The organism is Helicobacter pylori (assembly GCF_030323545.1).
Taxonomy (GTDB): Bacteria; Campylobacterota; Campylobacteria; order Campylobacterales; family Helicobacteraceae; genus Helicobacter; species Helicobacter pylori_CO.
Map to the genome: position 1 here is coordinate 188503 of NZ_CP122954.1, position 25303 is coordinate 213805.

Genomic DNA, 25303 nt, shown 5'->3' on the forward strand with positions numbered 1-25303 from the left:
AGGGTTATTAGCATGCTAAAAGAATATCTAGAAAGCATTAAAGATCTTACGACTGAAAAGAATGAACTCACGCACCGCCATTCTTTATACAACTTGCTTAATCGGTTAAAAGACCATTTCAATAAAGAATTTAAGATTGAACATGAACCTAAAAAAGAGCAAGGAAGCCAGCCTGATTTTCGCGTTTCTTTTCAAGGGCTTAACATCGGCTATATAGAAAATAAAAGAGTAGGGGCCAATTTTATAAAGCTCTTAGAAAGTGAACAAATCCGTAAATATTTAGAATTAAACCCCAACCTCATGCTCACCGATTACCTTAATTTCATGTGGGTGGGGAAAGATGAAAACAACGCTCCTTTCATTAAAAAAGAAATCTCTGTCGCTAGCCTTGATGAACTCTCTAAACCCCTAAACCCCAAAACACAAACCGAGAGCGATCTGATTGAATTGTTCAAAAGCTTTTTCAATTACGAAGCAGCCCCTATTACTAACGCTAAAGATTTTGCAACGCATTTAAGCGCGCACACCAGGTATTTAAAAGACGCTTTAATCAAATACCAAGAAAAAACGCAAGTTTCTAGCATTTTTAACAATTTTAAAGAATATCTTTATGAAGAATTGAGCTTTGAAGACTTTAGCGATGCGCTCGCTCAAACGCTCACCTACAGCCTTTTTATAGCCAAGCTCAACCACCCTTTTGAAAAAATCAATTTGGATAATGTGAGGAGCTCCATCCCTGAAAATTTCGCTGTGATCAGAGAAATGGCGGATTTTTTAAAGAAGCTTGATGCAATCAAAGAAATCCAATGGCTTTTAAATGAAATTTTAAGCTTGATCAATCATGTTGATATGGACTCTATCATCAAAGATTTGAATGACGATAAAGACCCTTATTTGCACTTTTATGAAACCTTTTTAAGCGCTTATGACCCTAAATTGCGAGAGAAAAAGGGCGTGTATTACACCCCAGATTCTGTGGTGGAATTCATCATTAACGCTTTGGATAGCCTGCTTAAAACGCATTTCAAAGACGCTCCCTTAGGCTTAAAAAGCGCTTTAGATAACGAAAACATCAAGCTTTTAGATTTTGCCACCGGCACAGGCACTTTTTTATTGGAAGCGTTCAGGAAAGCCCTAGAAACGAGAAAGACAAGCGATGGGGGTATCTCCACTAAAGAGGACAAATACCAAAACCTCTTGAAGCAATTTTATGGGTTTGAATACTTGATCGCTCCTTATGCGATCGCTCATTTGAATCTCAGCCAAGCCTTTAAGGAGGAGTTTAAAAAGCCTCTCAAAGAAAACGATGCACTTCAAATCATTTTAACCAACACCCTCATACAGCCTAGTGAGATCGCCGCTTATCGTGGGTTGCAACCGATTTTTGAAAAAGAGCTTAAAAGCGCTCAAAAAATTAAAAAAGATGAAAATATCCTTATCATCACCGGTAATCCCCCTTATAGCGGAGCGAGCAGTAATGAGGGCTTGTTTGAATGGGAAGTGAAAGCCACTTACGGCATAGAGCCTAAATTCCAAACAATAGAAATTGAAAAAAATGTTAAACTTACCGATAAAATCCAAACGCTTTTAAAGAACATTCAAACCCAAAAAGAAAGCGGCGGCAAAGACGCCCTAAAGGAACTTAAAAACCTCCATTCCAAATACAAACTACAAGATGAGAAAAACCCTAAATGGCTCTTAGACGATTACGTGAAATTCATGCGTTTCGCTCAAAACAAGATCGAATCATTAGGGCATGGCCTTTTTGGCTTTATCTCTAACAACGCCTTTTTAGACAACCCCACTTTTAGGGGGTTAAGGCGCTCTCTTTTAGAATGCTACGATGAACTTTATATCTTAAATTTGCATGGAGATGCGAGGAAAAAGGAGAAAACCCCACAAGGCGCAAAAGACGAAAATGTTTTTAATATCATGCAAGGCGTGTCCATTAACCTCTTTGTCAAAAAGGCGCAAATCACCAAGCCAAAAATCCACTATTATGATGTTTATGGCCAAAGGGCTGGAAAATACGACTTTTTAGCCCAACATGATATAAGTAGCATTGAATGGCTTGAGTTTACCCCAAGAGAGCCTTTTTACTCGCTGTTGCCTTTAGAAACAAGCTTGTTAGATGAATACGAACAAGGGTTTAGCGTTCAGGATATGTTTCAAATTGGAAGCACCGGTATTTGTTCGCAACGAGACCATGTCGTTTTCCATAAAGACAAAGAAAGCTTATTAAAGCTTTTAAAGGATTTTTCAACCTTAGAACCCAGTGAATTACGCAGAATTTATAAAATCAAAAAAGATGGCAGAGATTGGCGTTTAGAATATGCTATTAGAGATGTTAGGGCAAATGCTGATAACTTAGAAAAATACATTGTTTTGTGCCAATACCGCCCCTTTGATTTTTACTACACTTATTATACCGGTAAATCAAAGTCTTTTATCGCTTATCCACGAGGCGAAGTTTTTAAGCACATGTTACCCCCCCCCCCCCCCCAACAAACCCTAAAACACCCAATCAAACGCGCAAAAATGCCGTGCTAAACACCCCACGACAGCTAAAAAACAACGATAAAAGTTGGACGCAATGCTTTATAAGCTCTCATGTTAATGATCAAGGGTTAAGCTCTGGGGGCAATGGAGCCGGGGTTAATTACCCCCTTTATCAGTTCAGAGATCCTAACTACACCGAAAATTTTACGCCAGAGTTTAGAGGCTTTATTGACAAGCATTATAACCACCCTTTTGAGCCGCTAGAGGTTTTAAGCTATATTTATGCGTTATTGTATTCCCCAAACTACCGCAAGCGTTACGAAGATTTTCTCAAAGCCGATTACCCTAAAATCCTTTTCACAAACAATAAAGATTTGTTTAGGGTTTTAAGCCTTTTAGGGATTGAATTAATCGGCTTGCATGTTTTAAATAAAGAAAGCCTAAATTACAGCTTTGAAAAACTAAAAGACGATACCATAGGTGAATCCTGTTATAAAGAAGCGCATGATCGTAACCCCATCATCAAAAAACCCTCCCATAACGAGTCAGAACAACGCCTTTATATCAACCATAGCGCTTATTTTAGGGGGGCTACAAACAGCAACTAAAATACTATAATAATCCATAAAACACTATAATTTTTGTATAGGTTATTAAGTTTTGTGTTATACTGCTCGCATGAATAAAAGAATGCTATCCATCGGTCAAGCGAGTAAGCTTTTAGTGTAACTATCCAAACCTTACGCAATTGGGATAAAAAAGATTTGTTAAAACCTGATGAACTCACTAAAGGCGGTGAAAGGCGTTATAAGTTAGAAAGTTTAAGGCGTATCAATAGAAGCGTAGTCTTTAATCAAGATGAATTAAAAACAATAGCTTATGCTAGAGTAAGCTCGCATGACCAACAAGATGATTTAATCAGACAAGTTCAAGTCTTAGAGCTTTATTGCGCTAAATGCGGCTTTAACTATGAAGTGATACAAGATTTAGGGAGTGGCATGAACTACTATAAAAAAGGCTTAACCAAGCTTTTAAATTTAATCTTAGACAATCAAGTCAAACGCCTTGTATTAACGCATAAAGACAGATTATTACGCTTTGGAGCCGAATTGGTATTCAGTATTTGTGAAGCTAAAGAAGTAGAAGTGATTATCATCAATAAGGGCGATGAGAATGTGAGGTTTGAAGAAGAATTAGCCAAAGATGTTTTAGAAATTATAACCGTCTTTAGCGCTAGATTGTATGGCTCTAGGTCTAAAAAAAAACAAGAAGCTCTTAAATGAAATGCAAGAAGTAATCACTAACAATGTCAGCTATCTCAATCACGCATAAAATAGCTTTAAAGCCTAACAACAAGCATATTACTTATTTTAAAAAAGCTTTTGGGTGCGCTAGGTTAGCTTATAATTGGGGATTAGCTAAGTGGAAAGAAAACTATCAACTAGGCATTAAAACTAACCATCTACAGCTTAAAAAAGAATTTAACGCTCTTAAAAAATCGCAATTTAATTTCGTTTATGAAGTAACTAAATACGCCACCCAACAGCCTTTTATCCACTTAAATCTAGCCTTTAATAAGTTTTTTAAGGATTTAAAAAAAGGTTTAGTGAGTTACCCTAAATTTAAAAAGAAAAGAGAGTTTCAAGGTTCTTTTTATATAGGGGGCGACCAAATTAAAATCATTCAAACAGCTAATACTGATTATTTAAAAATACCTAACTTACCCCCAATCAAACTCACTGAAAAACTAAGATTTCAAGGCAAAATCAATAACGCTACCATCACTCAAAAGGGCGATCATTTCTATGTTTCAATCTCTTGTGATATTGATGAGAGTGAATACAAGCGAACCCATAAACTCCAAGAAAGTCATAATGAGCTAGGGATTGATATAGGGATTAAATCCTTTGTGAGTTTGTCTAATGGCTTAAATATCTATGCCCTAAGCCCTTAGATAAGCTTACTAGAAAGCTTGTAAGAATTAGCAGACAACTGAGTAAAAAAATCCACCCAAAAACCAAAGGGGATAAAACCAAGAAATCTAATAATTACTTAAAGCATTCTAAAAAGCTTACCCACTTGCATGAAAAAATAGCTAACATCAGACTTGATTTTTTACACAAGCTCACAAGCTCTCTTATAAGACACTCAAAGTCGTTTTGTTTAGAGAGTTTGAAAGTCAAAAACATGTTTAAAAATCACAGGTTAGCTAAATCTTTAAGCGATGTTTCTATGTCCATGTTTAACACGCTATTAAAATATAAAGCTAAATACTCTAATAAAGAAATTTTAATAGCTGACACTTACTATCCAAGCTCTAAGACTTGTTCTAATTGTCAAAAAGTTAAACAAGATTTAAAGCTTAACGATAGGATTTATCAATGCCTAGAGTGTGGCTTTGAATTAGATAGAGATATAAACGCTGCTATCAATCTTTTAAAGCATTTAGTAGGTAGAGTTACTGCCGAATTTACGCCTATGGACTTGACGGCTCTGTTGAATGATTTGTCCAATAATCGTTTAGCAACTAGCAAGGTTGAACTAGGAATACAACAAAAATCCCAAATTGAGAGAATTTTATAGCTCTTTATAGGATTTTATAGGTTTGTAGTAACGGTGAGTAAAGAAATTTATGATTACAGGATAGGGGGGTATTGCGTTTTAGACAAATATTTAAAAAGCCACAAAAACGAGCCTTGCGACTTTGATCATGTAAGCAATATCATTAGAATCATCGCACGCACGATTAAAATCCAAAAAACGCTTGGATTTTTAACGAGCGATTTACCTCATTTAAAAGGGAATGACAGCCAAGCGTTAATGCAAGAAATCTTGCAAAATCCACCCCCCCCCCCCCCATTTAATACCAATACCGCCCTTATCTTATCGCGCCAAGCCAAAGCCAGCCTTGACTTTGATGCCGCATTCATCAGCAAAGAAGCGAGCGATCTCAACATCTATTACGGAGGCGGGGGAACAGCCTTCCTTTTATTCTGCCTTGTCTAATCTCGCTCTAATTTGCGATAGAGGCTCTAAAGTAAGCCCCATTTCTAATGTTTTTGTAACGAACATGCTTTGCGATTTGCATGTGAATGGATCGGGGAGTTATGCGTTTTTGTTGTATCGTTTAGAATAGGTGGAGACAGATAGTTTCTATCGCTTGATAAGAATAAATCTGGAGATTAAACATTAAGATAGCCTTAAAACGCTTGTGTTAAAATGGCTGGAGTAGCAGATATAAAAGGTTAGTTGATAATGGATTTTTTAAAAGAAAACTTAAACACTATCATAGAGGGGGATTGTTTAGAAAAATTGAAAGATTTTCCTGACAGAAGCGTTGATTTTATCTTTGCTGACCCCCCATATTTTATGCAAACAGAGGGGGAATTGAAGCGTTTTGAAGGCACAAAATTTCAAGGCGTTGAGGATCATTGGGATAAATTTGGCTCTTTTAAGGAATACGATGCCTTTTGTTGGGGTTGGTTAAAAGAATGCCAAAGGATTTTAAAAGATAATGGCAGTATTTGTGTGATAGGGAGTTTTCACAATATTTTTAGAATTGGTTTTCATTTACAAAATTTAGGGTTTTGGATACTCAATGACATTATTTGGCACAAGAGCAATCCGGTGCCTAATTTTGCTGGAAAAAGACTATGCAACGCCCATGAAACGCTTATTTGGTGCGCTAAACACAAAAACAGCAAAGTTACTTTTAATTATAAAACAATGAAATATCTTAATAATGACAAACAAGAAAAATCGGTTTGGCAAATCCCTATTTGTATTGGTAACGAAAGATTAAAAGACGCGCAAGGTAAAAAAGTGCATTCCACGCAAAAACCAGAAGCGCTTCTAAAAAAAATCATTTTAAGTGCGACTAAACCTAAAGATATTATTTTAGATCCCTTTTTTGGCACAGGCACAACAGGGGCTGTGGCTAAATCTATGAATAGGTATTTTATTGGCATTGAAAAAGATTCTTTTTATATCAAAGAAGCGGCAAAACGCCTGAATAACACTAGGGATAAAAGCGATTTTATCACTAATTTAGACTTAGAAACTAAACCCCCAAAAATCCCTATGAGTCTTTTAATTTCTAAACAATTATTAAAAATCGGGGATTTTTTATACTCACCTAACAAAGAAAAAATTTGTCAAGTTTTGGAAAACGGACAAGTGAGGGATAATGAAAATTATGAAACTTCTATTCATAAGATGAGCGCTAAATATTTGAATAAAACCAACCATAATGGCTGGAAATTTTTTTATGCGTATTATCAAAATCAATTTTTATTGCTAGATGAATTGCGTTATATCTGCCAAAAGGAGTTTTAATGGATTATCAAACCTTTAACGAGATTTTTAATCGTTTTGTCTTTGGAACATCTAAAGCAAAATTACTTGAAAATATTGCTGAAAATCCTGAACGCTATTTGGGGATTTTTAGACCCACTAAGCCTAAAACAAAACTATTACAAAATTTATTGACTTCCCATGAGATTAAGTTTGGCGATGCGTTTGAATACTTAATAGAACAATATTTAAAAGAGTATAACTTTTCACCTTTATCTAAAAAAATCCCTTATTACAATAAAGATAAAGAAAAAAGGGAATCTTTAGAATTAGATCAGTTTGCTAAAAAAGATAACACCTATTATTTTATAGAACAAAAAATGCGAGATGACCATGACAGCACCAAAAAGAGAGGGCAAATAGACAACTTTGAAAGAAAATTAGAGGCTTTAATCCATCATTATGGCGAAAACATTCAAGGCTATTTTTACTTTATAGATGAGAGTTTGAATAAAAATCAAAATTATTATAAAGAGGAATTGCAAAAATTATCTGTTGATTATGGCGTGCCTTTGAGTTTGTGTTATGGTAAGGAGTTGTTTGAAAATCTTAATATCTTGCAAGTTTGGGATGAGGTTTTAAACCATTTAGCATGGTGGCGTGAAACTTTACCTGATTTACCCAGTTTGAATTTTGATGAAAGTCCTTTAGAGGGCTTTAAAGAAATCAAAGATTTAGTGCCAAGCGTTTATAGAAAGCTTTTGGATAATGATGGAATTTTCAATCTTGTGTTAATTTTATTCCCAGAACAAAAAGTTTTAAAAATGTTAGTAGAGCATTTAGACAACAAAATAAAACAATCTATCAGCAATTAGCGTCAAAGTTAGAAGAAAAGTTATTGTCTTTGCGATAGAGGCTCTAAAGTAAGCCCCATTTCTAATGTTTTTGTAACGGGCATGCTTTGTGATTTGCATGTGAATGGATCGGGGAGTTATGCGTTTTTGTTGTATCGTTTAGGCTCAAAATGAGTGAATGAATGGGCATGTTATCTAAATTTTAGATAGAATAAACGCAAAAAATTGAATAAAACCTTAAGGGTGATTCTTTCTAATCTCAAAAATGGGTGGTGCTATTAACAATGACAAAACGACTTTTTAAAGGGTTGTTAGCGATTTCTCTTGCTGTGAGTTTGCATGGCGGTGAAGTTAAGGAAAAAAAGCCGGTCAAGCCGGTTAAAGAAGATCCGCAAGAATTGGCGGCTAAAAGGGTGGAAGCGTTCAGCCGTTTCTCTAATGTGGTTACAGAAATTGAAAAAAAATATGTGGATAAAATCACCATTTCTGAGATCATGACTAAAGCGATTGAAGGCTTGCTCTCTAATTTGGACGCGCATTCAGCGTATTTGAATGAAAAGAAATTTAAGGAATTTCAAGCTCAAACCGAGGGCGAATTTGGGGGGCTTGGGATCACGGTGGGCATGCGCGATGGCGTTTTAACCGTGATCGCTCCTTTAGAAGGCACTCCAGCTTACAAGGCTGGGGTTAAGTCAGGCGATAACATTTTAAAAATCAATAACGAAAGCACGCTGAGCATGAGCATTGATGATGCGATCAACCTCATGCGCGGCAAGCCAAAGACCCCTATTCAGATCACCATTGTGAGAAAAAACGAGCCAAAACCCTTGGTGTTTAACATCATTAGAGACATCATTAAACTCCCCTCTGTCTATGTGAAAAAGATTAAAGAAACCCCTTATCTGTATGTGAGAGTCAATTCTTTTGATAAAAATGTGACTAAATCGGTTTTAGACGGCTTGAAAGCTAACCCTAAGACTAAGGGGGTTGTGTTGGATTTAAGGGGTAATCCTGGAGGGCTGTTAAACCAAGCGGTGGGCTTGTCTAACCTCTTCATTAAAGAGGGGATTTTAGTCTCTCAAAAAGGCAAAAATAAAGAAGAAAATTTAGAATACAAGGCTAATGGCAGAGCCCCTTATACCAATTTGCCTATTGCGGTGTTAGTCAATGGCGGTTCAGCGAGCGCGAGCGAGATCGTAGCAGGGGCGCTGCAAGATCACAAACGAGCCGTGATTATTGGTGAAAAAACCTTTGGTAAGGGAAGCGTGCAAGTGTTACTCCCTGTCAATAAAGACGAAGCCATTAAAATCACAACCGCGCGCTACTATTTGCCGAGCGGGCGCACCATTCAAGCTAAGGGGATCACGCCTGATATTGTGATTTATCCGGGTAAAGCACCAGAAAATGAAAATAAATTCAGCTTGAAAGAAGCGGATCTAAAACACCATTTAGAGCAAGAGCTTAAAAAGATTGATGATAAAACCCCTAATTCCAAAGAAGCGGACAAAGACAAGAAAAGCGAAGAGGAAAAAGAGGTTACTCCTAAAATGATTAACGATGATATTCAATTAAAAACCGCTATTGACAGCTTGAAAACCTGGTCTATCGTAGATGAGAAAATGGATGAAAAAGCGCCCAAGAAGAAATAAAAACTCATGGGGTTTTTATTTGAAGAATGATAAAACCATGTTTTAATTTTCATGCGTTTTCAATGAAAACCATCACAATCGTTAGCTTGATTTTAAGCCTTTTGGTAAGCTTTTTGGTTGCTGAAAACGCTCATGATCCAGAAGAAATCAAGGCTAAAGTGGCTTATGTGAAAATCCCCCAATTAGAAGATTTGGAAAACAACCCCGTTTATATCGGTCAAACTATAGGCGTAACTTATGATTTATTGCTGTTTGACGCTGAGTTTTTGGAAGCTAAAATCAAAGACGAGCTGGATAAAACCCAAATTGAGCTTTTAAGCAAAATGCCTAAATGGAAAAAGGTGGAAAAAGAGCTTTTCAGAGCGACTTATTATTACAAGATTAAGGGCATAAAAGCGAGCATTCCGCCTTTAGAAGTGAGCGCGTTTTCCAATAAAGACAAATATATAGATTATTCCATAGCCCCAAAAGTTACTTTGCAGGTAACGGACTTATCCAAAAACCCTCGTTATGCGAATGTCATGGCTAAAGATTTACAAGTCTTGCAATACAAAACCAAAGATTATGACGATAAAAACAATATTTTGGTGGTGGAATTAGCGTTCAAAGAGGCTAATTGGGAAGATTTTTACATCAAAGAAGCGCTCAAACAAGGGTTTGATAACGCCTCTTTAAACCAAATCAAGGCTAAAGAAGGGAGCGTTTTTTATTATTGCGTGTTGCCTAAAACCATTCAAAACCTTTCTTTTGATTATTTTTCGCTTTCAAACAGGCAATTTAAAACCTTATCTTTTTCAACCATTCCCACTCAAGACACTACCGGTATTCAAAGCGATCTCATCCCTAAAAACAATTTTTTAGTCTTTTCTAATGTGGCGTTGCTCGCTTTGTGCGTGTTTTTCTTGGTGTTGTTTTTCATTTTTGGGCGCAAACTCATTTTTTTAGGGCTTGGGATTTTGTGCTTAGGGTTTGTTTTGTATAACCTTTTATTCACGCAAAAATCAGCCCTTTTGCTCGCTCATAAAAAAATCCGCATTCTGCCCACGCAAAATTCCACCATTTTAGGGCTTTCTAAAAATGAAATGCCGATTAAAATTTTAGGTTCGCATGATGATTATTATAAAATCCTAACGCCGCATGAACAAATAGGATGGGTCAAAAAAGATGAAGTCAAATAAAAAATCCAATCGTTTAAGAGCGGTTTATAGAGCTTTAGTGATCGCTATAGGCTTAGCCGTTATCATTGTTTTCAATTATTTTAACCGCAAAAACAATAACGCCCGCTCCAGCCGTAGGGCTTGTTCGTGCTTTTTTTCCCTTACCGGGGTTAATTTAGAAAAAATAGGCGCTTTTGATACGGACGCTAAACTCATTGTCTTAAACCACCAAAGCTTACTAGACATCATTTATTTAGAAGCCTACCACCCTAGCAATATTTGCTGGATTGCTAAAAAAGAGCTGGGCGAAATCCCCTTTTATGGGCATGCCCTAACGGATACGGGAATGATTTTAATTGACAGGGAGGATAAAAAGGGGATGGTGAGCCTTTTGAAAGCGTGTAAAGAAAGATTAGACCAAAACCGCCCTTTAGTGATTTTCCCTGAAGGCACTAGAGGCAAAGGAGGAGAAAAATTCCTCCCTTTCAAGCAAGGGGCTAAAATCATCGCCGAAAAATTCCAGCTCAAAATCCAGCCCATGGTGTTAATCAATTCCATTAAAATCTTTAATTCCAAGCCCCTAGAAGCCTATAAAGCCCGCACCCGTTTAGTCATGCTAGAAAGTTATACGCCTGATTTTAACTCGCCCACCTGGTATGAAGAATTACAAGAACGCATGCAAAAAGAGTATTTAAAACACTACCATGAATTAAACCCTAGCGAACAATGAAGCTTTTTGACTGCGCTCCTTTAAGTTTGGCTTGGCGGGAGTTTTTGCAAAGCGAATTTAAAAAGCCTTATTTCTTAGAAATAGAAAAACGCTACTTAGAGGCTCTAAAAAGCCCTAAAACCATTTTCCCTAAAAGCTCTAATCTGTTTTATGCACTCAATCTAACACCCCCTAGCGCGGTTAAAATCATTCTTTTAGGGCAAGATCCCTACCATTCCACCTACCTAGAAAATCAACAAGAATTGCCTGTGGCGATGGGCTTAAGCTTTAGCGTGGAAAAAACCGCCCCCATCCCCCCAAGCTTAAAAAATATTTTTAAAGAATTGCATGCGAATTTAGGCGTGCCTGTGCCTTGTTGTGGGGATTTGAGCGCGTGGGCTAAAAGGGGCATGCTGTTATTGAACGCCATTTTAAGCGTGGAAAAAAACCAAGCCGCTTCGCACAAATGCATCGGCTGGGAAGCTTTTAGCGATCAAATATTGATACGCCTTTTTGAAGCCAACGCCCCCTTGATCGTGGTGTTATTAGGGAAAGTCGCCCAAAAAAAGATCGTGCTAATCCCCAAGAACAAACACATCATCATCACCGCTCCTCACCCTAGCCCATTATCTAGGGGGTTTTTAGGGAGTGGGGTTTTTACAAGCGTTCAAAAAGCTTATAGAGAGGTTTATCATAAGGATTTTGATTTTAGTTTATGATTGATGCTTAATAAGACAGCACCCCTTAAGAATGCCTTTATTTAAGAGCATTTGTGATAAAATGGTGGTTTTTAAATAAAGGGAAAACATGCCAATTAAAATCGCTATCAATGGGACTGGGCGCATCGGTTTGTGTGCTATAAGAGCCACTAGTCAAAGAAAAGATATAGAAATCGTTGCTATCAATTCTACCGCTGAAACAGAAACTCTTTTGCATTTGATACGCCATGACAGCGTGCATGGGCATTTTGAAGCCAAATTAAACGCTGATAGAACCCTAAATATCGGGCATAGTAAAAATATTTTAGTGTTGAGCGAGCGAGACATTAACAAGCTTGATTTTTCTATCGCTAACGCAGAAATCATCATAGAATGCACCGGGAAATTCAATTCATTAGAAGCTTCAAGCGCTCATCTTAAAAACAGCGTGAAAAAAGTCATCATCTCCGCTCCTGCGCAAAACGCCCCCACCTTTGTCTATGGGGTGAATCACAAGAATTACCATAACGAAAGCGTGATTTCTAACGCTTCTTGCACGACTAACGCTAGCGCTCCTTTATTAAAAATCTTAGATGAAGCCTTTAAAGTAGAAAACGCGCTTTTAACCACCATTCACAGCTACACTAACGATCAAAACCTTTTAGACACCAAGCACAAAGACATCCGCCGCGCTAGAGCGGCTGGTTTAAATCTTATCCCCACAAGCACCGGCGTGAGCAAAGCCATTTCGCTAGTTTTACCGCATTTAGGCCCTAAGATCACAGGCCTTGCTATTAGAGTGCCTACCCCTAATGTGAGCTTAGTGGATCTGTCTTTAAGCTTTAAAAAATCCGTGAGTAAAGCGAGCGTTCAGCATGTGCTTAAAGATGCTTGTAAGCATGCCTTTAAAGGGGTTGTGGGTATTGATGAAGAAAGGCTTGTTTCAAGCGATTTTATTTCTTCGCCTTTTAGCGCGATTGTGATTGATGATCAAATCATGACAATAGGCGAAAAAAATGCTAAAGTATTGGCATGGTATGATAATGAAATGGGTTATAGTGAGCGCTTGATAGACATGGTGCAATATATAGCGCAAAATTAAAAGAAAGGATTTTTCATGTTAGCTAAAATGTCGTTTATGCAAAACGTTAAAAACATTCAAGAAGTGGAAGTGAGCCATAAAAGGGTGCTTATTAGAGTGGATTTTAATGTGCCTTTAGATGAAAATTTGAATATTACCGATGATACGCGCATTAGAGAGAGCTTGCCCACCATCCAATTTTGTATTGACAATAAGGCTAAAGATATTATTTTAGTGAGCCATTTGGGCCGCCCTAAAGGGGTTGAAGAAAAATTGAGCTTGAAACCTTTTTTAAAACGCCTTGAAAGACTTTTAAATCATGAAGTGGTTTTTTCTCAAAATATCGTGCAACTCAAGCAGGCTTTAAACGAAAACGTGCCCACAAGGATTTTTCTTTTAGAGAACATCCGTTTTTTAAAAGGCGAAGAAGAAAATGATGAAAATCTGGCTAAAGATTTAGCGAGTTTGTGCGATGTGTTTGTGAATGACGCTTTTGGCACGAGCCACAGAAAGCATGCCAGCACTTATGGCACGGCGCAATTCGCCCCTGTTAAAGTGAGCGGGTTTTTGCTCAAAAAAGAAATTGATTCGTTTTATCAGGCGTTTAACCACCCTTTACGCCCTCTATTGTTGATTGTGGGGGGGGCTAAGGTCAGCTCCAAACTCACTTTATTAAAAAATATTTTAGATCTCATTGACAAGCTCATTATTGCCGGGGCGATGAGCAACACCTTCTTAAAAGCTTTAGGCTATGATGTGCAAGATTCTTCTGTAGAAGACGCTCTAATCAATGACGCCCTAGAGTTATTGCAAAGTGCGAAAGAAAAAAAAGTCAAAGTCTATTTACCTATAGACGCTGTAACCACTGATGATATCCTTAACCCCAAACACATCAAAATTTCACCCGTCCAAGACATTGAGCCTAAACACAAGATCGCTGATATAGGGCCTGCGAGCTTGAAATTATTTTCTGAAATCATAGAGAGCGCGCCCACGATCATATGGAATGGCCCCTTAGGCGTGCATGAAAAACAAGAATTCGCCAGAGGCACAACCTTTTTAGCCCACAAAATCGCTGACACTTACGCTTTCTCGCTCATTGGTGGGGGCGATACCATTGATGCGATCAACCGTGCGGGCGAAAAGGATAACATGAGTTTTATTTCCACCGGTGGGGGAGCGAGTTTGGAATTATTAGAGGGCAAAATTTTACCTTGTTTTGAGGTTTTGGATAAACGCCATTAACTCTAAGGATCGCTTATGGTGAACGTGTTTTTCAAACAGCAAAAATTTGTCATTAAAAAACGCTTTAATGATTTTAATGGTTTTGATATAGAAGAAAATGAAGTTTTATGGTTTGAATTAATCAACCCTACGCCCAATGAATTGGCCACTCTAAGCCAAGAATACGCTATCCACTACAACACAGACCATTCCCAACGAGTCTCATCAGTTACCAAATATTGGGAAGACAGCTCTAGCGTTACGATCAACGCCTCTTTCACTAACCAGGATGAAAATGAGACTTTTCATACGGAAATGGCGACCTTTATTTTGTCTAATAACATTCTTTTCACGATTTATTACGGGACTTTAGAAATTTTTGATTCTATCCAAAAAAAGGTTTTGGCTAGCCCTAAAAAATTTGAAGACGGGTTTGATATTCTGACCAAAATCTTTGAAGTGTATTTTGAAAAAGGGGTGGAATGTTTGGAGTGGATCAACAAACAAACGAGCTTGTTGCGCAAAAACATCATTTTCAAAGAAACTTCTACGCATGATGATATTTTAGTGCGCTTGTCCAATTTGCAAGAATTTAATGTGGCTTTAAGGGATTCTTTTTTTGACAAACGGCGCATTATTACCGCTTTATTAAGGAGCAATAAAGTGGATAGCGATACTAAAAATAATTTAAATATCATTTTAACCGATTTTAGCTCTTTAGTGGAGTCTACAACGGTCAATCTCAACTCCCTAGACAACATTCAAAACCTGTTCGCTTCTCAAGTCAATGTGGAGCAAAATAAAATTATCAAGCTCTTCACGGTGGCGACCATGGCGATGATGCCCCCCACTTTGATTGGCACGATTTATGGCATGAATTTTAAATTCATGCCGGAGTTAGAATGGCAATACGGGTATCTTTTCGCGTTGATTGTCATGGCGATTTCTACGATTTTGCCTGTGCTTTATTTTAAAAAGAAAGGCTGGTTGTAGCCTTTCATGGAATTTTTATCCTCACTCTTAGACGCTCTTTCTACAACGCATGGCATAGTCTCCTTGGCTACGCTCACGCTTTTAGAAATCATTCTAGGGATTGACAATATCATTTTTATCACGGTGATGGTCTATAAACTCCCCAAACACCAGCAAAATAAAGCCATGATTTTAGGCTTGAGCCTGGCCATGATCACTCGCATAGGGCTTTTAGGGGGTTTGTTTTTTATCAGCCATTTGCAAAAGCCTTTATTCGCTTTAGCAGGCATGAGCTTTTCATGGCGTGATGTGGTGCTGTTTTTAGGGGGGGTGTTTTTAGCTTTTAAAGCGTTAGTGGAACTAAAAGAGCAGATCTATCCTAAAGAAAAACGCCAAGAAAAAGCGTTTGGCTTTTCCATCACCTTAATAGAGATCATGTTTTTAGATATTGTCTTTTCTTTAGACTCTGTGATCACGGCTATTGGGATCGCTAAACACTTAGAAGTCATGGCACTTGCTATTATTTTATCTGTAATAGTGATGATGTTTTTTTCCAAAATCGTTGGCGATTTTATTGAAAAACACTACCGTGTCAAAACTTTAGCCTTTGTTTTTTTGCTCGTTGTGGGCGTGTTTTTGTTTTTAGAGGGCTTGCATTTACACATCAATAAAAATTACTTGTATGCGGGCGTTGGTTTTGCCTTACTCATAGAATGCTTGAATATCTTCATAGAAAAGAAAAAGAAAAAAGTTAAAAAGCGTTTTTAAACAAGCCCCTTTTTTAAAAAGAGAGCTTTTAATAAGCAAACACGTAATTGAGATACACGCTATAAAGCCTTCGGTATTCTAGTTTGGTGTCTAGAAAAGAATAGTAATTCGTGTTAATGGTAGGGATTTTCACGCCCAATTCCATGCCATGTTGAGCCGCATGATGGCTATCTTTTTTCTTAGGTCTAGCGAGATTGGTTCTCAAGCCTAAATTGAATAAAAATTGGAAATTAGCCGTATTCACTTTAGCGCTATAGACATTGCTGATGGTTTTTAAATTCACAAATTGAGAATTAAGCCATGAAGTCCCTGCTAAGGCAATGCCTCCAAAAAGCCCAAAAGAAATCTTGTTGTTTTTACCTAAAAAGTTGGTGTTTTTATCGTTGATGAAATTAAACAATAAATCGCTACCCACCCCATAAGTCCAAACATCAGAAGCCGAGTTAAAGAAATTGGATTTGATGTAGGCGTGGTTGTAATCAAAGAAACCATAATACCTTAACCCCCATCTTTTCTTTTCTCCAAAAAATTGCTTATAACCCACTTGCACCCCAAGGCCATTCAAGGCGCCGTTATTCGTGGTTGAAGAAGCGATCATGCCCATATTCCTAAAAGGGTTGTTGCCAAGTTCTTGGATAAGGGTGTTAGCGAGGGTTTCAGCTTGATTGATTTGAGGCGTTTGGTTGTTAAAATCAGCGGCGCTTGTTTTTAATGAAGACAGAGTTTCTTCCACGCCAGCGCAACCTTTCCCCCAAGTGTTATTAGAAACGCTTTCACTTGAAGCATTCGCGTTGCATTCTTCTATATAATTTTTAAGAACTCCTGTAGAAATTCTATTAAAATCGCTCCCCACTTGATTGGCCAGTTTTAAAACCGCTGCTTGAGATTGAGCGTTTTTGAGCATGCTTTGAGCCAAAGCGATACTATTAGGGGAGTTAAGGTTGAAATCATGGGGTTGTGCGATGCTTTTTAGTGGGGCAGTATTAAGCTGTTGGGTTTCTTTTACGATGTTTTGAGCGTTACTGATCATGTCTGAAATAGCGCTAAATTCCGTGCCAAAAACGCTGCACGAATTTTGGTTAGCGCTTGTTTGCCATGAAGGGGTGTTTGCGTTATTAGTTCCACCATTACTACTAGAAGATTTCCCTTTCAATTGCGGGCAATTGTCTTGAAGGGTGTTGATGATGGTTTGCGCTTGGGTTAAAAGGTTTTGTGCATCGTTAATATAAGTATCAGTTATGCTAACTGTAGTGTCAGCAGCATTGTTATTGTTATTATTGACATTAATGTTTTGAGCGTTGGTTGCTGTTTTAATGGTTACTTCCACCGTTGTTGTTGTATTGTTTAAAGCAGGGAGACCTTTTTTCAAAGCGGCTTGGATAATTTGATACGCTTTATTGAGCGTTGCAAATTGTTCAATGGATAGAGAATTACCTTTGCCTGCTGCAAGTAACCCCACATGCCCACCGCAAGTGATTGAATCTGAATTTTGTCCTGGTTGGTTGTAAAAAGTTTCTGTGGTGTTGTGATTGGGTTTATCCGTATAGCCTCCGCATATGACTGCATAAGCTATGCTATTCCATAACCCCACCGTGGATTGGAGCGCTAAAAGCGTGGCTTGATAGGCAGGGGAATTGTCTGTCTTATCAATTAAATTTTGCGTGTTTGCGTTTAAATTACCAATCGCTTGATTGATCGCTTGCGCGCTGTTTGCGTTAATCGCTTCTGGATTGGAATGGCTGTGATTAGCCAAAAGCTTGTTTAAGTTTTCATAAGTGTCTGAAAGTTTTTGCACCTTGTCGGCGTTTTTCACTTTCTGAACCGCTTCACCGATTTGATAACCCACGCTTAAAAAAACGCCGTTGTCTTCAGCATGGAGCAATGATGACGCAAGAGTTAGAGAAAGCAAGAGGGATTTTTTGATTTTCATGTTTTACTCCTTTTGATAGATTTTTCTTTGATAAAAAGAAACTTCGTATTATAAGCAATAAATGGAATTTTATAGCTAATTTTAGCTTTAAATTTTAGAGATTTTGTTTTTTTTTTTTTTTGTAAATTGGGAAAAATGGGGGTTTGATCCAACTTTTGAGACTTAAAAACCGCCTTTAAAAGAAAGACTAATTAGTCTTCTTTCAAGCTATAAGCGATAGGGATTTTTAGATGCACGGTTTCTTCTGGTTTGGGGAATAAATACGCTGCGTTTTTAATGGCCTCTAAAGCCGCATGGTTTAAAATATCCGTTGTGTTGCTTTTGACCACTTTAATGTCCGTAACGCTCCCATCAGGATTGATCACAAAGCTCACTAACACTTCGCCCTCAATGCCCCTAATCTGCGCCATTTTAGGGTAGCGGTTTTTAGAAGAAATAGCGGTTTGGATCTTCATTAAAAATTCGTTGCTCACCCCTGGGTTATAAGCTTGAGCTTCAGAAGTGGCCCCCTCAGAAGTCTTATTAGACTCTTCTTGCTTGTCTTTTTCTTTGACTACATCCTTAGTCGTTACTTGTTTAGGAGCGCTTTTTTCTTTAGCTTCCTCTTTAGCTTCTTCTTTTTTGGGTTCTTCTTTAGGCTCTTCTTTTTTAACTTCTTCAACTTTAGGCTCGGGTTTTGGCTCAGGTTTTGGCTTAGGCTCGGGTTTGGGTTTGGGTGTAGGCTTAGGTTTTGGCTTGGGTTTGGGTTTAGGCTTAGGCTTTGAAACCTTTTTTTTGGGTTCTTCTTTTTTTGGCTCTTCTTTCTTGGGTTTTTCTTTAGGCTCTTCTTTGGGTTTAGCCGACTCAGCATTGGTCTTTGTATTGGAATTAGTGTTAATGCTGGCTAAACTCATAGTAACTTTAGTGGTGCCAGCTTGCGCTAAAGGCGCTGGAACATCTTCGCGCAGTAAAAAATAGCCAAACCCTATAGCATATAGGGCAAAAGAGATTAAAAAGCTGACACTCGTTGAGACTTTACTTAGCTTCTGTGGAGATGGAGAAATTTTCATGATTATGCTCTTTTAAAATATCCATAATGCTGATAAAAGTTTCAAAACGAGAGCTTTTGTCGCTTTTTAAGTCTATAAGGGTTTTAGGATCTGTTTGTTTGATTGCAGCGCTCAAAGCTTCTAAATTCGTCGGTTTGTCATCGACGAAAATATTGTCATGCTCATCTACAGAGATGACCACCACTTTCTGATCGTTTGGTTGGGATTTTTCTGCATTTTTAGCGTTAGGGAGACTAACTTTAATCTTACCTTGTGCGATAAAAGTAGAAATGCTTAACACAATCGCTAGCAAAACGAGCATAATATCAATAAAAGGGACAACATTCAGCCCATCGCCTCTTCTGATGCTTTTCATTTTTTCATGATCCTGAATTTTTCACTCAAAACATCGGATTTTCTCAACAAGCTATTATAAGCGATCAAAGTGGGAATCGCCACAGCAAGCCCTAGAGCGGTCGCTTTTAAAGCTAAAGACAAACCTACCATGATCGTTTTAGCGTCCATCCCGCCGCTCATGCCCATGTCATAGAAAATCACCATGATCCCTAAAACCGTCCCTAATAAGCCCACATAAGGCGCGTTAGAAAAAATCACATAGAGAATGGTTAGATTCTTGGTTAAATCCAAATTTAGGGCGTCTATATCATCATAAGCTTTCAAATTGACTTTGGAATAAAAAATAATCCTTTCAATCACAAACCACACAGCTAAAAAACTCGCCACGCCAAGCACCGCAAAAATGAATATATCCACATAATCTTTCAACATTGCCATTGAAAAACCGCCCATAAAAACTCCTTGTCTATGATAAAATAATTCCCTTAAGATTGAAGCAACACGCAATACAGCCACACTCTTAGAGCATACACTCTTTAAGAAGCATTCGTTCGCATAAATGCCCCAAAATGATAAAAGAATGTTGTATTGTTGATTATATTGTTTTAATAATAACAAGTCAATAATAATTAAGCTAGTAATTGTAATTAAATTCAAACGCTATAAATAGTGTCTTATGACCAATTATTTAAATCCAGTTTGTATTATAATTGTTCATTTTAAATTAATTCAATCATACTAGCATGAGCGGCTTTTAACGAACTCATGCCAAAAAAGGATTTTTCTCAATGGATACACACAATAAAGACGATTCAATCATCCGCTTTTCGGTTTCTTTACAACAAAATTTATTAGACGAATTGGATAACCGCATCATTAAAAACGGCTATTCTTCTCGCTCAGAATTGGTGCGCGACATGATCAGAGAAAAATTAGTAGAAGACAATTGGGCAGAAGATAACCCTAATGATGGGAGTAAAATCGCCGTGCTTGTGGTGATTTATGACCACCATCAAAGGGAATTAAACCAGCGCATGATAGACATTCAGCATGCCAGCGGGACGCATGTTTTATGCACCACGCACATTCACATGGATGCGCATAATTGTTTAGAGACGATTATCTTACAAGGCAATTCGCTTGAAATCCAACGCTTGCAATTAGAAATTGGGGGGCTTAGGGGGGTTAAATTCGCTAAATTGACTAAGGCGTCTAGCTTTGAACACAATGAATAGCGTGTTAGAATACAAAGAATTAGCGCTCTATGGAGGGAGTTTTGATCCCTTGCATAAGGCTCATTTAGCCATTATTGAGCAAACTTTAGAATTATTGCCATTTGCTAAGCTGATTGTCTTGCCCGCTTATCAAAACCCTTTCAAAAAGCCATGTTTTTTGGACGCGCAAACCCGTTTTAAGGAATTAGAAAGAGCTTTAAAGGGAATGCCTAGGGTGCTATTGAGCGATTTTGAAATCAAACAAGAAAGGGCTGTGCCTACGATAGAAAGCGCGCTTCATTTCCAAAAACTCTACCGCCCTCAAACGCTTCATTTGGTTATAGGAGCGGATTGTTTGAGGCATCTTTCTTCTTGGACTAACGCTACAGAGCTTTTAAAAAGGGTGGAATTAGTGGTTTTTGAAAGGATTGGCTATGAAGAGATCCAATTTAAGGGGCGTTATTTCCCTTTAAAAGGCATTGATGTGCCGATTTCTTCTAGCGCGATTAGGGCTGGTTTGGGGGTTTAAGCGTGTTTTTTAATGTGGCAATACGCCTCTTGAATGATAGCGAAGCGTTTGGCGTAAAGAGCCTTTTTTTCTTTCAGATCGCATAAATCAGGGTGGTAGGTTTTAGCCAATTCTAAATAGCGCTTTTTGACTTCGCTGAAATTTTCATGCTTGATAAACCCTAGCGTTTTATAGCATTCCTTTAATTTGCGCTCAGCCATAGTGGTGTAGCTGTCCTTGCCAAAGCCATTAGGATAGATGAAATCTAAGCATGCGTTATGGACGATTCTATTTTCATTGAGCGTTACAATGAGTTCCCAAAAACGCTCTGAATCGCCTCTTATATGCAATTCATCTTGGGTTTCTAAAAACACACAGCCGCTGAATTTTTGGCGTAAAAACCGCTTGGCGATAGGGTGTTTGGTGATAAAAAGCGCGTATTCTGCCCCAAAGGTTAAAACTTTCACTTCTATTTTTTCTAAAAGCGTGTTTTGATTGATAATTTTGATGCGTATGGGCAAGTGGCTTTTTTGTAAAACCTCTTCTAAAGAATGCGCGCTAATATCTTTCTCATGCACGCATTCAAGGGCATGATAGACCCAATTAAGCAAGTAGTTTTTCTTAAAGCATTCCGTGTCGTTTAAGATGAGCAACGATGAAGAGAGCATGTGGCACTGGCTGAAATGTTTTTTAGCGTAGTTTAAAACTTTTTTCAATAAGGGGTGGCTGTTGGGGAGCGCGATTTGCGTGAATTTGGCTAACAATTCAATTTTGGCCATTGCCCTTATTTTCTCCATGCGTTTTGATGCGATTTTTAAAAATCTTTAGGTATTTTAGCATGCCAATGGTTAAAAAAAGGTGGTTATGAATGGTTTTTTGCGCTAGACTACGAGCCATAACTCATTTAATGAAAGATTAAAAATGAAAATAGCGGTATTACTCAGTGGGGGGGTGGATAGCTCTTATAGCGCTTATAGCTTAAAAGAGCAAGGGCATGAATTAGTGGGGATTTATTTAAAACTCCATGCGAGTGAAAAAAAGCATGATTTATACATTAAAAACGCACAAAAAGCGTGCGAGTTTTTAGGCATTCCTTTAGAGGTGTTGGATTTTCAAAAGGATTTTAAAAGTGCGGTTTATGATGAATTTATCAGCGCTTATGAAGAAGGGCAAACCCCTAACCCATGCGCGTTGTGCAACCCTTTAATGAAATTTGGGCTAGCTTTAGATCACGCTTTAAAATTAGGGTGTGAAAAGATCGCTACCGGGCATTATGCGAGGGTCAAAGAAATTGACAAGGTAAGTTATATTCAAGAGGCTTTGGATAAAACTAAAGATCAGAGCTATTTTTTATACGCTTTAGAGCATGAAGTTATCGCTAAATTGGTGTTCCCTTTAGGGGATTTGTTAAAAAAGGATATTAAGCCTTTAGCCTTGAATGCGATGCCTTTTTTAGGCACTCTAGAGACTTATAAGGAATCTCAAGAAATCTGCTTTGTGGAAAAAAGCTACATTGACACTTTAAAAAAGCATGTTGAAGTGGAAAAAGAGGGCGTGGTGAAAAACCTGCAAGGCGAAATCATTGGCACGCATAAGGGCTATATGCAATACACGATTGGCAAACGCAAAGGCTTTAGTGTTAAAGGTGCGTTAGAGCCGCATTTTGTGGTGGGGATTGACGCTAAAAAGAACGAGTTAATTGTGGGCAAAAAAGAAGATCTCGCCACGCATTCGCTTAAGGCTAAAAACAAATCTTTGATGAAAGATTTTAAAAATGGCGAATATTCTATCAAGGCCCGTTACAGGAGCGTGCCTACTAAAGCGTTTGTGAGTTTGAGAGATGAGGCGATTGAAGTGGAGTTTGAAGAGCCTTTTTATGGCGTGGCTAAAGGGCAAGCCTTAGTCGTTTATAAAGATGACATCTTGCTTGGCGGGGGCGTGATTGTTTAGGGCTTTTTGCGCTTATAGCTTAATTGGTTGCTTTTTTAAAAACTCACTCTTGTTTAAAATTTTCAAAGCTAGGGAATCCATGCGGATCTAAGCGGATATTTTTAATAAGAGCCTTTTCATTGCTCAAATCACCGCTCAAATTGGAGGGCTTTTTAGTCTGTTGTTTGGCTAAAAGGGCTAAAACTTGGGCGTTTAACGCCATGGTTTCATTCAAAAACGCCATTTGCTTATTTAATTCGCTTAAAAATTCTATATTCAAGGTTTTTAAAGTATGCTCGTAATTGGCTAAGATTAAAGCATGCTTTTCTTTATTATCTTTAGCGTTTTTTAATTCTTTGTCTCGCTCTATAAGGGCGTTTTGGTAGCGTTGGTGCAATTCTTTAGCGCATGATTTGAGGTTTTCTTTATCGCATAAAAAATGCGTTTTTAAAGTTTCTAGGCGTTTTTCTAAGGGCAAAAAGGTTTTTAGGGCGTCTTCTTTGGCTTGGATTTGGCTTTGAAGCTTATTTTTAAATTTTTTCAAACGCATGGCTTTATAGGCTTGAAAATCATGGTTTATGAGGGCGTTGTATTCTAGGGTTTTATTATGGGATTGTTGGTTATGGGCTTGGTTTTCTAAAACTTGATCGCATAAGGCGTTTAAAGCGCTCATCAAATCCAATTGGGAGAGCAAATGGGCGAGTTTAGGCTCTTTGAGTAAGAAAAGGGCGTTGTTTTGCTCTTGGACTTCTAAAGCGTTTGAAGCCTCTTCTAAATTCTTAACGCCGCTCAAATAAGGGCAATGCTCTTGTAAAAAAAGCGTTTGGGATTCTTCTATTAAGCGTTCTTGTTCCATGCCCTTTTTTATGTGTTTTTCTAAAGCTTGTAATTTTTCTAATTCCAAAGCGCTTTGTTTCAATAATATATCAGTGTCCATAAGGCGGATTTGGCTGGCGTTAAAAAAACGCCTCTGGCTAGTTAGGGTGCTGTTAGCCTTTTTGATTTCTTTAAGTTGATCTTGGTTATTGGAAAGCACGTTTTGATAGATTCTTAAACTTTCATTGAGTTTGTAAAGCATGTCAGAAAGCTGTTCGTTGGAGCGCGAGAGCTTGGCGTTAGTTTGAGAATCAAAAGTCATCATTATCTGTGCGTTTGAAAAGGTTAGAAAAAATAAGAAGAAGCAAAAAAATCTCATAAGGTTATCTTTATTACTATAGTTTCATCGTGTTATTTTATCTAAGTTTTGACATGCACCAAAACACGCAAAATTATCGCTTTTAAGATAAAATAAGCGTTTTGATGCCATTTTTGGAGCGATCGTGGAATTGAGTTATTATGAAATTTTAGAAGTGGAAAAACACAGCAACCAAGAGACCATTAAAAAGTCTTACAGGAAGCTGGCTTTAAAATACCACCCGGACCGAAACGCCGGCGATAAAGAAGCCGAAGAAAAGTTCAAGCTCATCAATGAAGCCTATGGGGTGCTAAGCGATGAAAAGAAGCGGGCCTTATACGACAGGTATGGTAAAAAGGGCTTAAACCAAGCCGGTGCGAGTCAGAGCGATTTTTCTGATTTTTTTGAAGATTTAGGCTCGTTTTTTGAGGACGCTTTTGGGTTTGGCGCTAGGGGAGGTAAAAGGCAAAAAAGCTCTATCGCACCGGATTATTTGCAAACCATTGAATTGAGTTTTAAAGAAGCGGTTTTTGGCTGTAAAAAAACCATTAAAGCCCAATACCAGAGCGTCTGTGAAAGTTGCGATGGCACGGGCGCTAAAGATAAAGCCCTAGAGACTTGCAAGCAGTGTAATGGGCAAGGGCAAGTGTTTATGCGTCAAGGTTTTATGAGTTTTGCGCAAACTTGTGGGGCGTGTCAAGGCAAGGGCAAGATCATTAAAACCCCATGCCAAGCGTGTAAGGGCAAAACCTACATTCTTAAAGATGAAGAAATTGACGCGATAATCCCTGAGGGCATTGATGATCAAAACCGCATGGTGTTTAAAAATAAAGGCAATGAATACGAGAAGGGGAAAAGAGGGGATTTGTATTTAGAAGCGCGAGTCAAAGAAGATGAGCATTTCAAGCGCGAAGGCTGTGATTTGTTCATTGAAGCGCCGGTGTTTTTCACCACTATCGCTTTGGGGCATACGATTAAAGTGCCGTCTTTAAGAGGAGGCGAATTGGAATTAAAAATCCCTAGAAACGCCAAAGACAGGCAAACTTTTGCGTTTAGAAACGAGGGCGTGAAGCACCCTGAAAGCTCTTATAGGGGGAGTTTGATTGTGGTGTTGCAAGTGATTTATCCTAAAAGCTTGAATAAAGAGCAGCAAGGGTTATTGGAAAAATTGCATGCGAGTTTTGGCTATGAGGGCGAACCGCATAAAAGCGTTTTAGAAACCTGTATTTCTAAAATTAAAGATTGGTTTAAATAAAAGG

Annotated in this window: 21 protein-coding genes and 6 pseudogenes; 20 read left to right on the plus strand and 7 right to left on the minus strand. The window is 38.0% G+C overall.

Annotated elements, in window-relative coordinates:
• Nucleotides 1–12: 12 nt before the first annotated feature.
• The 16 genes and pseudogenes from QAP06_RS00880 (at nt 13) to QAP06_RS00960 (ending at nt 15904) form a co-directional block, all read left to right on the plus strand.
• Nucleotides 13–3107, plus strand: a pseudogene (locus QAP06_RS00880) (type ISP restriction/modification enzyme).
• A 70-nt stretch (nt 3108–3177) separates the two neighbouring features.
• Nucleotides 3178–3831, plus strand: a pseudogene (locus QAP06_RS00890) (IS607 family transposase).
• Nucleotides 3806–5082: pseudogene (locus tag QAP06_RS00895) on the plus strand (RNA-guided endonuclease InsQ/TnpB family protein). The pseudogenes QAP06_RS00890 and QAP06_RS00895 overlap by 26 nt, the downstream one beginning before the upstream one ends.
• 33 nt (nt 5083–5115) lie before the next feature.
• Nucleotides 5116–5505, plus strand: a pseudogene (locus tag QAP06_RS00900) (type ISP restriction/modification enzyme); the annotation flags it as partial.
• Entirely contained in the window at nt 5498–5635 is a 138-nt protein-coding gene (locus tag QAP06_RS00905; RefSeq protein ID WP_286465891.1) for a DNA methyltransferase, read from the plus strand. The pseudogene QAP06_RS00900 and the gene QAP06_RS00905, both read left to right, overlap by 8 nt.
• A gap of 119 nt (nt 5636–5754) precedes the next feature.
• Nucleotides 5755–6834, plus strand: a complete 1080-nt coding sequence (locus QAP06_RS00910) for a DNA-methyltransferase (protein ID WP_286465893.1) — start codon at nt 5755–5757, stop codon at nt 6832–6834.
• Nucleotides 6834–7705, plus strand: a pseudogene (locus QAP06_RS00915) (HpyAIV family type II restriction enzyme). Before QAP06_RS00910 ends, QAP06_RS00915 begins: the two are co-directional and overlap by 1 nt.
• A pseudogene (locus QAP06_RS00920) lies at nt 7695–7820 on the plus strand (DNA methyltransferase); the annotation flags it as partial. The pseudogenes QAP06_RS00915 and QAP06_RS00920, both read left to right, overlap by 11 nt.
• 110 nt (nt 7821–7930) lie before the next feature.
• The gene (locus tag QAP06_RS00925) at nt 7931–9295 is read left to right on the plus strand and encodes a S41 family peptidase (protein WP_286465896.1); all 1365 of its coding nucleotides are present in this window, start codon (nt 7931–7933) and stop codon (nt 9293–9295) included.
• Between the two features lie 62 nt (nt 9296–9357).
• Entirely contained in the window at nt 9358–10473 is a 1116-nt protein-coding gene (locus tag QAP06_RS00930) for an SH3 domain-containing protein (protein ID WP_286465898.1), read from the plus strand.
• Nucleotides 10460–11182 (plus strand): 1-acyl-sn-glycerol-3-phosphate acyltransferase, encoded by a 723-nt coding sequence (locus QAP06_RS00935; RefSeq protein WP_286465900.1) that lies wholly within the window; start codon nt 10460–10462, stop codon nt 11180–11182. The genes QAP06_RS00930 and QAP06_RS00935 overlap by 14 nt, the downstream gene beginning before the upstream one ends.
• The gene (gene ung / locus QAP06_RS00940; RefSeq protein WP_286465902.1) at nt 11179–11880 is read left to right on the plus strand and encodes a uracil-DNA glycosylase; all 702 of its coding nucleotides are present in this window, start codon (nt 11179–11181) and stop codon (nt 11878–11880) included. The genes QAP06_RS00935 and ung overlap by 4 nt, the downstream gene beginning before the upstream one ends.
• Before the next feature lie 88 nt (nt 11881–11968).
• Nucleotides 11969–12961: a type I glyceraldehyde-3-phosphate dehydrogenase gene (gene gap / locus QAP06_RS00945; RefSeq protein WP_286465905.1), complete on the plus strand. Its 993-nt coding sequence runs from the start codon at nt 11969–11971 to the stop codon at nt 12959–12961.
• 15 nt (nt 12962–12976) lie between these two features.
• Nucleotides 12977–14185 carry a phosphoglycerate kinase gene (locus QAP06_RS00950; RefSeq protein ID WP_286465907.1) on the plus strand — a complete coding sequence of 403 codons (1209 nt, stop codon included), beginning with the start codon at nt 12977–12979 and terminating at the stop codon, nt 14183–14185.
• A gap of 15 nt (nt 14186–14200) precedes the next feature.
• Nucleotides 14201–15157 carry a magnesium/cobalt transporter CorA gene (gene corA / locus QAP06_RS00955; protein ID WP_286465909.1) on the plus strand — a complete coding sequence of 319 codons (957 nt, stop codon included), beginning with the start codon at nt 14201–14203 and terminating at the stop codon, nt 15155–15157.
• Between the two features lie 6 nt (nt 15158–15163).
• Complete coding sequence (locus QAP06_RS00960) at nt 15164–15904, plus strand: TerC family protein (RefSeq protein WP_286465911.1); 741 nt, start codon at nt 15164–15166, stop codon at nt 15902–15904.
• A gap of 28 nt (nt 15905–15932) precedes the next feature.
• Here the strand turns inward: QAP06_RS00960 and QAP06_RS00965 are convergent, their stop codons facing one another.
• From QAP06_RS00965 to exbB, 4 genes are all read right to left on the minus strand, one after another.
• A complete protein-coding gene (locus tag QAP06_RS00965; protein WP_286465913.1) occupies nt 15933–17834 on the minus strand; it encodes an outer membrane protein in 1902 nt (633 codons plus the stop codon).
• Between the two features lie 191 nt (nt 17835–18025).
• Nucleotides 18026–18883, minus strand: coding sequence for an energy transducer TonB family protein (locus tag QAP06_RS00970; protein ID WP_286465916.1), 858 nt, complete (start codon nt 18881–18883; stop codon nt 18026–18028).
• The gene (gene exbD / locus QAP06_RS00975; protein WP_286465918.1) at nt 18849–19238 is read right to left on the minus strand and encodes a TonB system transport protein ExbD; all 390 of its coding nucleotides are present in this window, start codon (nt 19236–19238) and stop codon (nt 18849–18851) included. Before exbD ends, QAP06_RS00970 begins: the two co-directional genes overlap by 35 nt.
• Nucleotides 19235–19672, minus strand: a complete 438-nt coding sequence (exbB, locus tag QAP06_RS00980) for a TonB-system energizer ExbB (protein WP_194149346.1) — start codon at nt 19670–19672, stop codon at nt 19235–19237. The genes exbD and exbB overlap by 4 nt, the downstream gene beginning before the upstream one ends.
• A gap of 335 nt (nt 19673–20007) precedes the next feature.
• Here exbB and nikR point away from each other — a divergent pair, with 335 nt between their 5' ends.
• Both nikR and nadD read left to right on the plus strand, forming a co-directional pair.
• Nucleotides 20008–20454 carry a nickel-responsive transcriptional regulator NikR gene (nikR, locus tag QAP06_RS00985; RefSeq protein ID WP_126443529.1) on the plus strand — a complete coding sequence of 149 codons (447 nt, stop codon included), beginning with the start codon at nt 20008–20010 and terminating at the stop codon, nt 20452–20454.
• On the plus strand, nt 20447–20962 hold the full coding sequence (gene nadD / locus QAP06_RS00990; protein WP_286467334.1) for a nicotinate (nicotinamide) nucleotide adenylyltransferase: 516 nt from the start codon (nt 20447–20449) through the stop codon (nt 20960–20962). Before nikR ends, nadD begins: the two co-directional genes overlap by 8 nt.
• Here nadD and QAP06_RS00995 read toward each other — a convergent pair.
• Both QAP06_RS00995 and QAP06_RS01000 read right to left on the minus strand, forming a co-directional pair.
• Complete coding sequence (locus tag QAP06_RS00995) at nt 20959–21720, minus strand: J domain-containing protein (protein ID WP_286465924.1); 762 nt, start codon at nt 21718–21720, stop codon at nt 20959–20961. The genes nadD and QAP06_RS00995 overlap by 4 nt on opposite strands.
• Complete coding sequence (locus QAP06_RS01000; protein ID WP_000124451.1) at nt 21707–21838, minus strand: hypothetical protein; 132 nt, start codon at nt 21836–21838, stop codon at nt 21707–21709. Before QAP06_RS01000 ends, QAP06_RS00995 begins: the two co-directional genes overlap by 14 nt.
• 24 nt (nt 21839–21862) lie before the next feature.
• Between QAP06_RS01000 and mnmA the strand changes: the two genes are divergently transcribed.
• Entirely contained in the window at nt 21863–22891 is a 1029-nt protein-coding gene (mnmA, locus tag QAP06_RS01005) for a tRNA 2-thiouridine(34) synthase MnmA (protein ID WP_286465926.1), read from the plus strand.
• Nucleotides 22892–22934: 43 nt separating this feature from the next.
• On the opposite strand, the gene QAP06_RS01010 is transcribed toward mnmA, so the two are convergent.
• A complete protein-coding gene (locus QAP06_RS01010) occupies nt 22935–24011 on the minus strand; it encodes a hypothetical protein (protein WP_286465927.1) in 1077 nt (358 codons plus the stop codon).
• A 178-nt stretch (nt 24012–24189) separates the two neighbouring features.
• Between QAP06_RS01010 and dnaJ the strand changes: the two genes are divergently transcribed.
• Nucleotides 24190–25299: a molecular chaperone DnaJ gene (gene dnaJ / locus QAP06_RS01015; RefSeq protein ID WP_286465929.1), complete on the plus strand. Its 1110-nt coding sequence runs from the start codon at nt 24190–24192 to the stop codon at nt 25297–25299.
• Nucleotides 25300–25303: the final 4 nt, after the last annotated feature.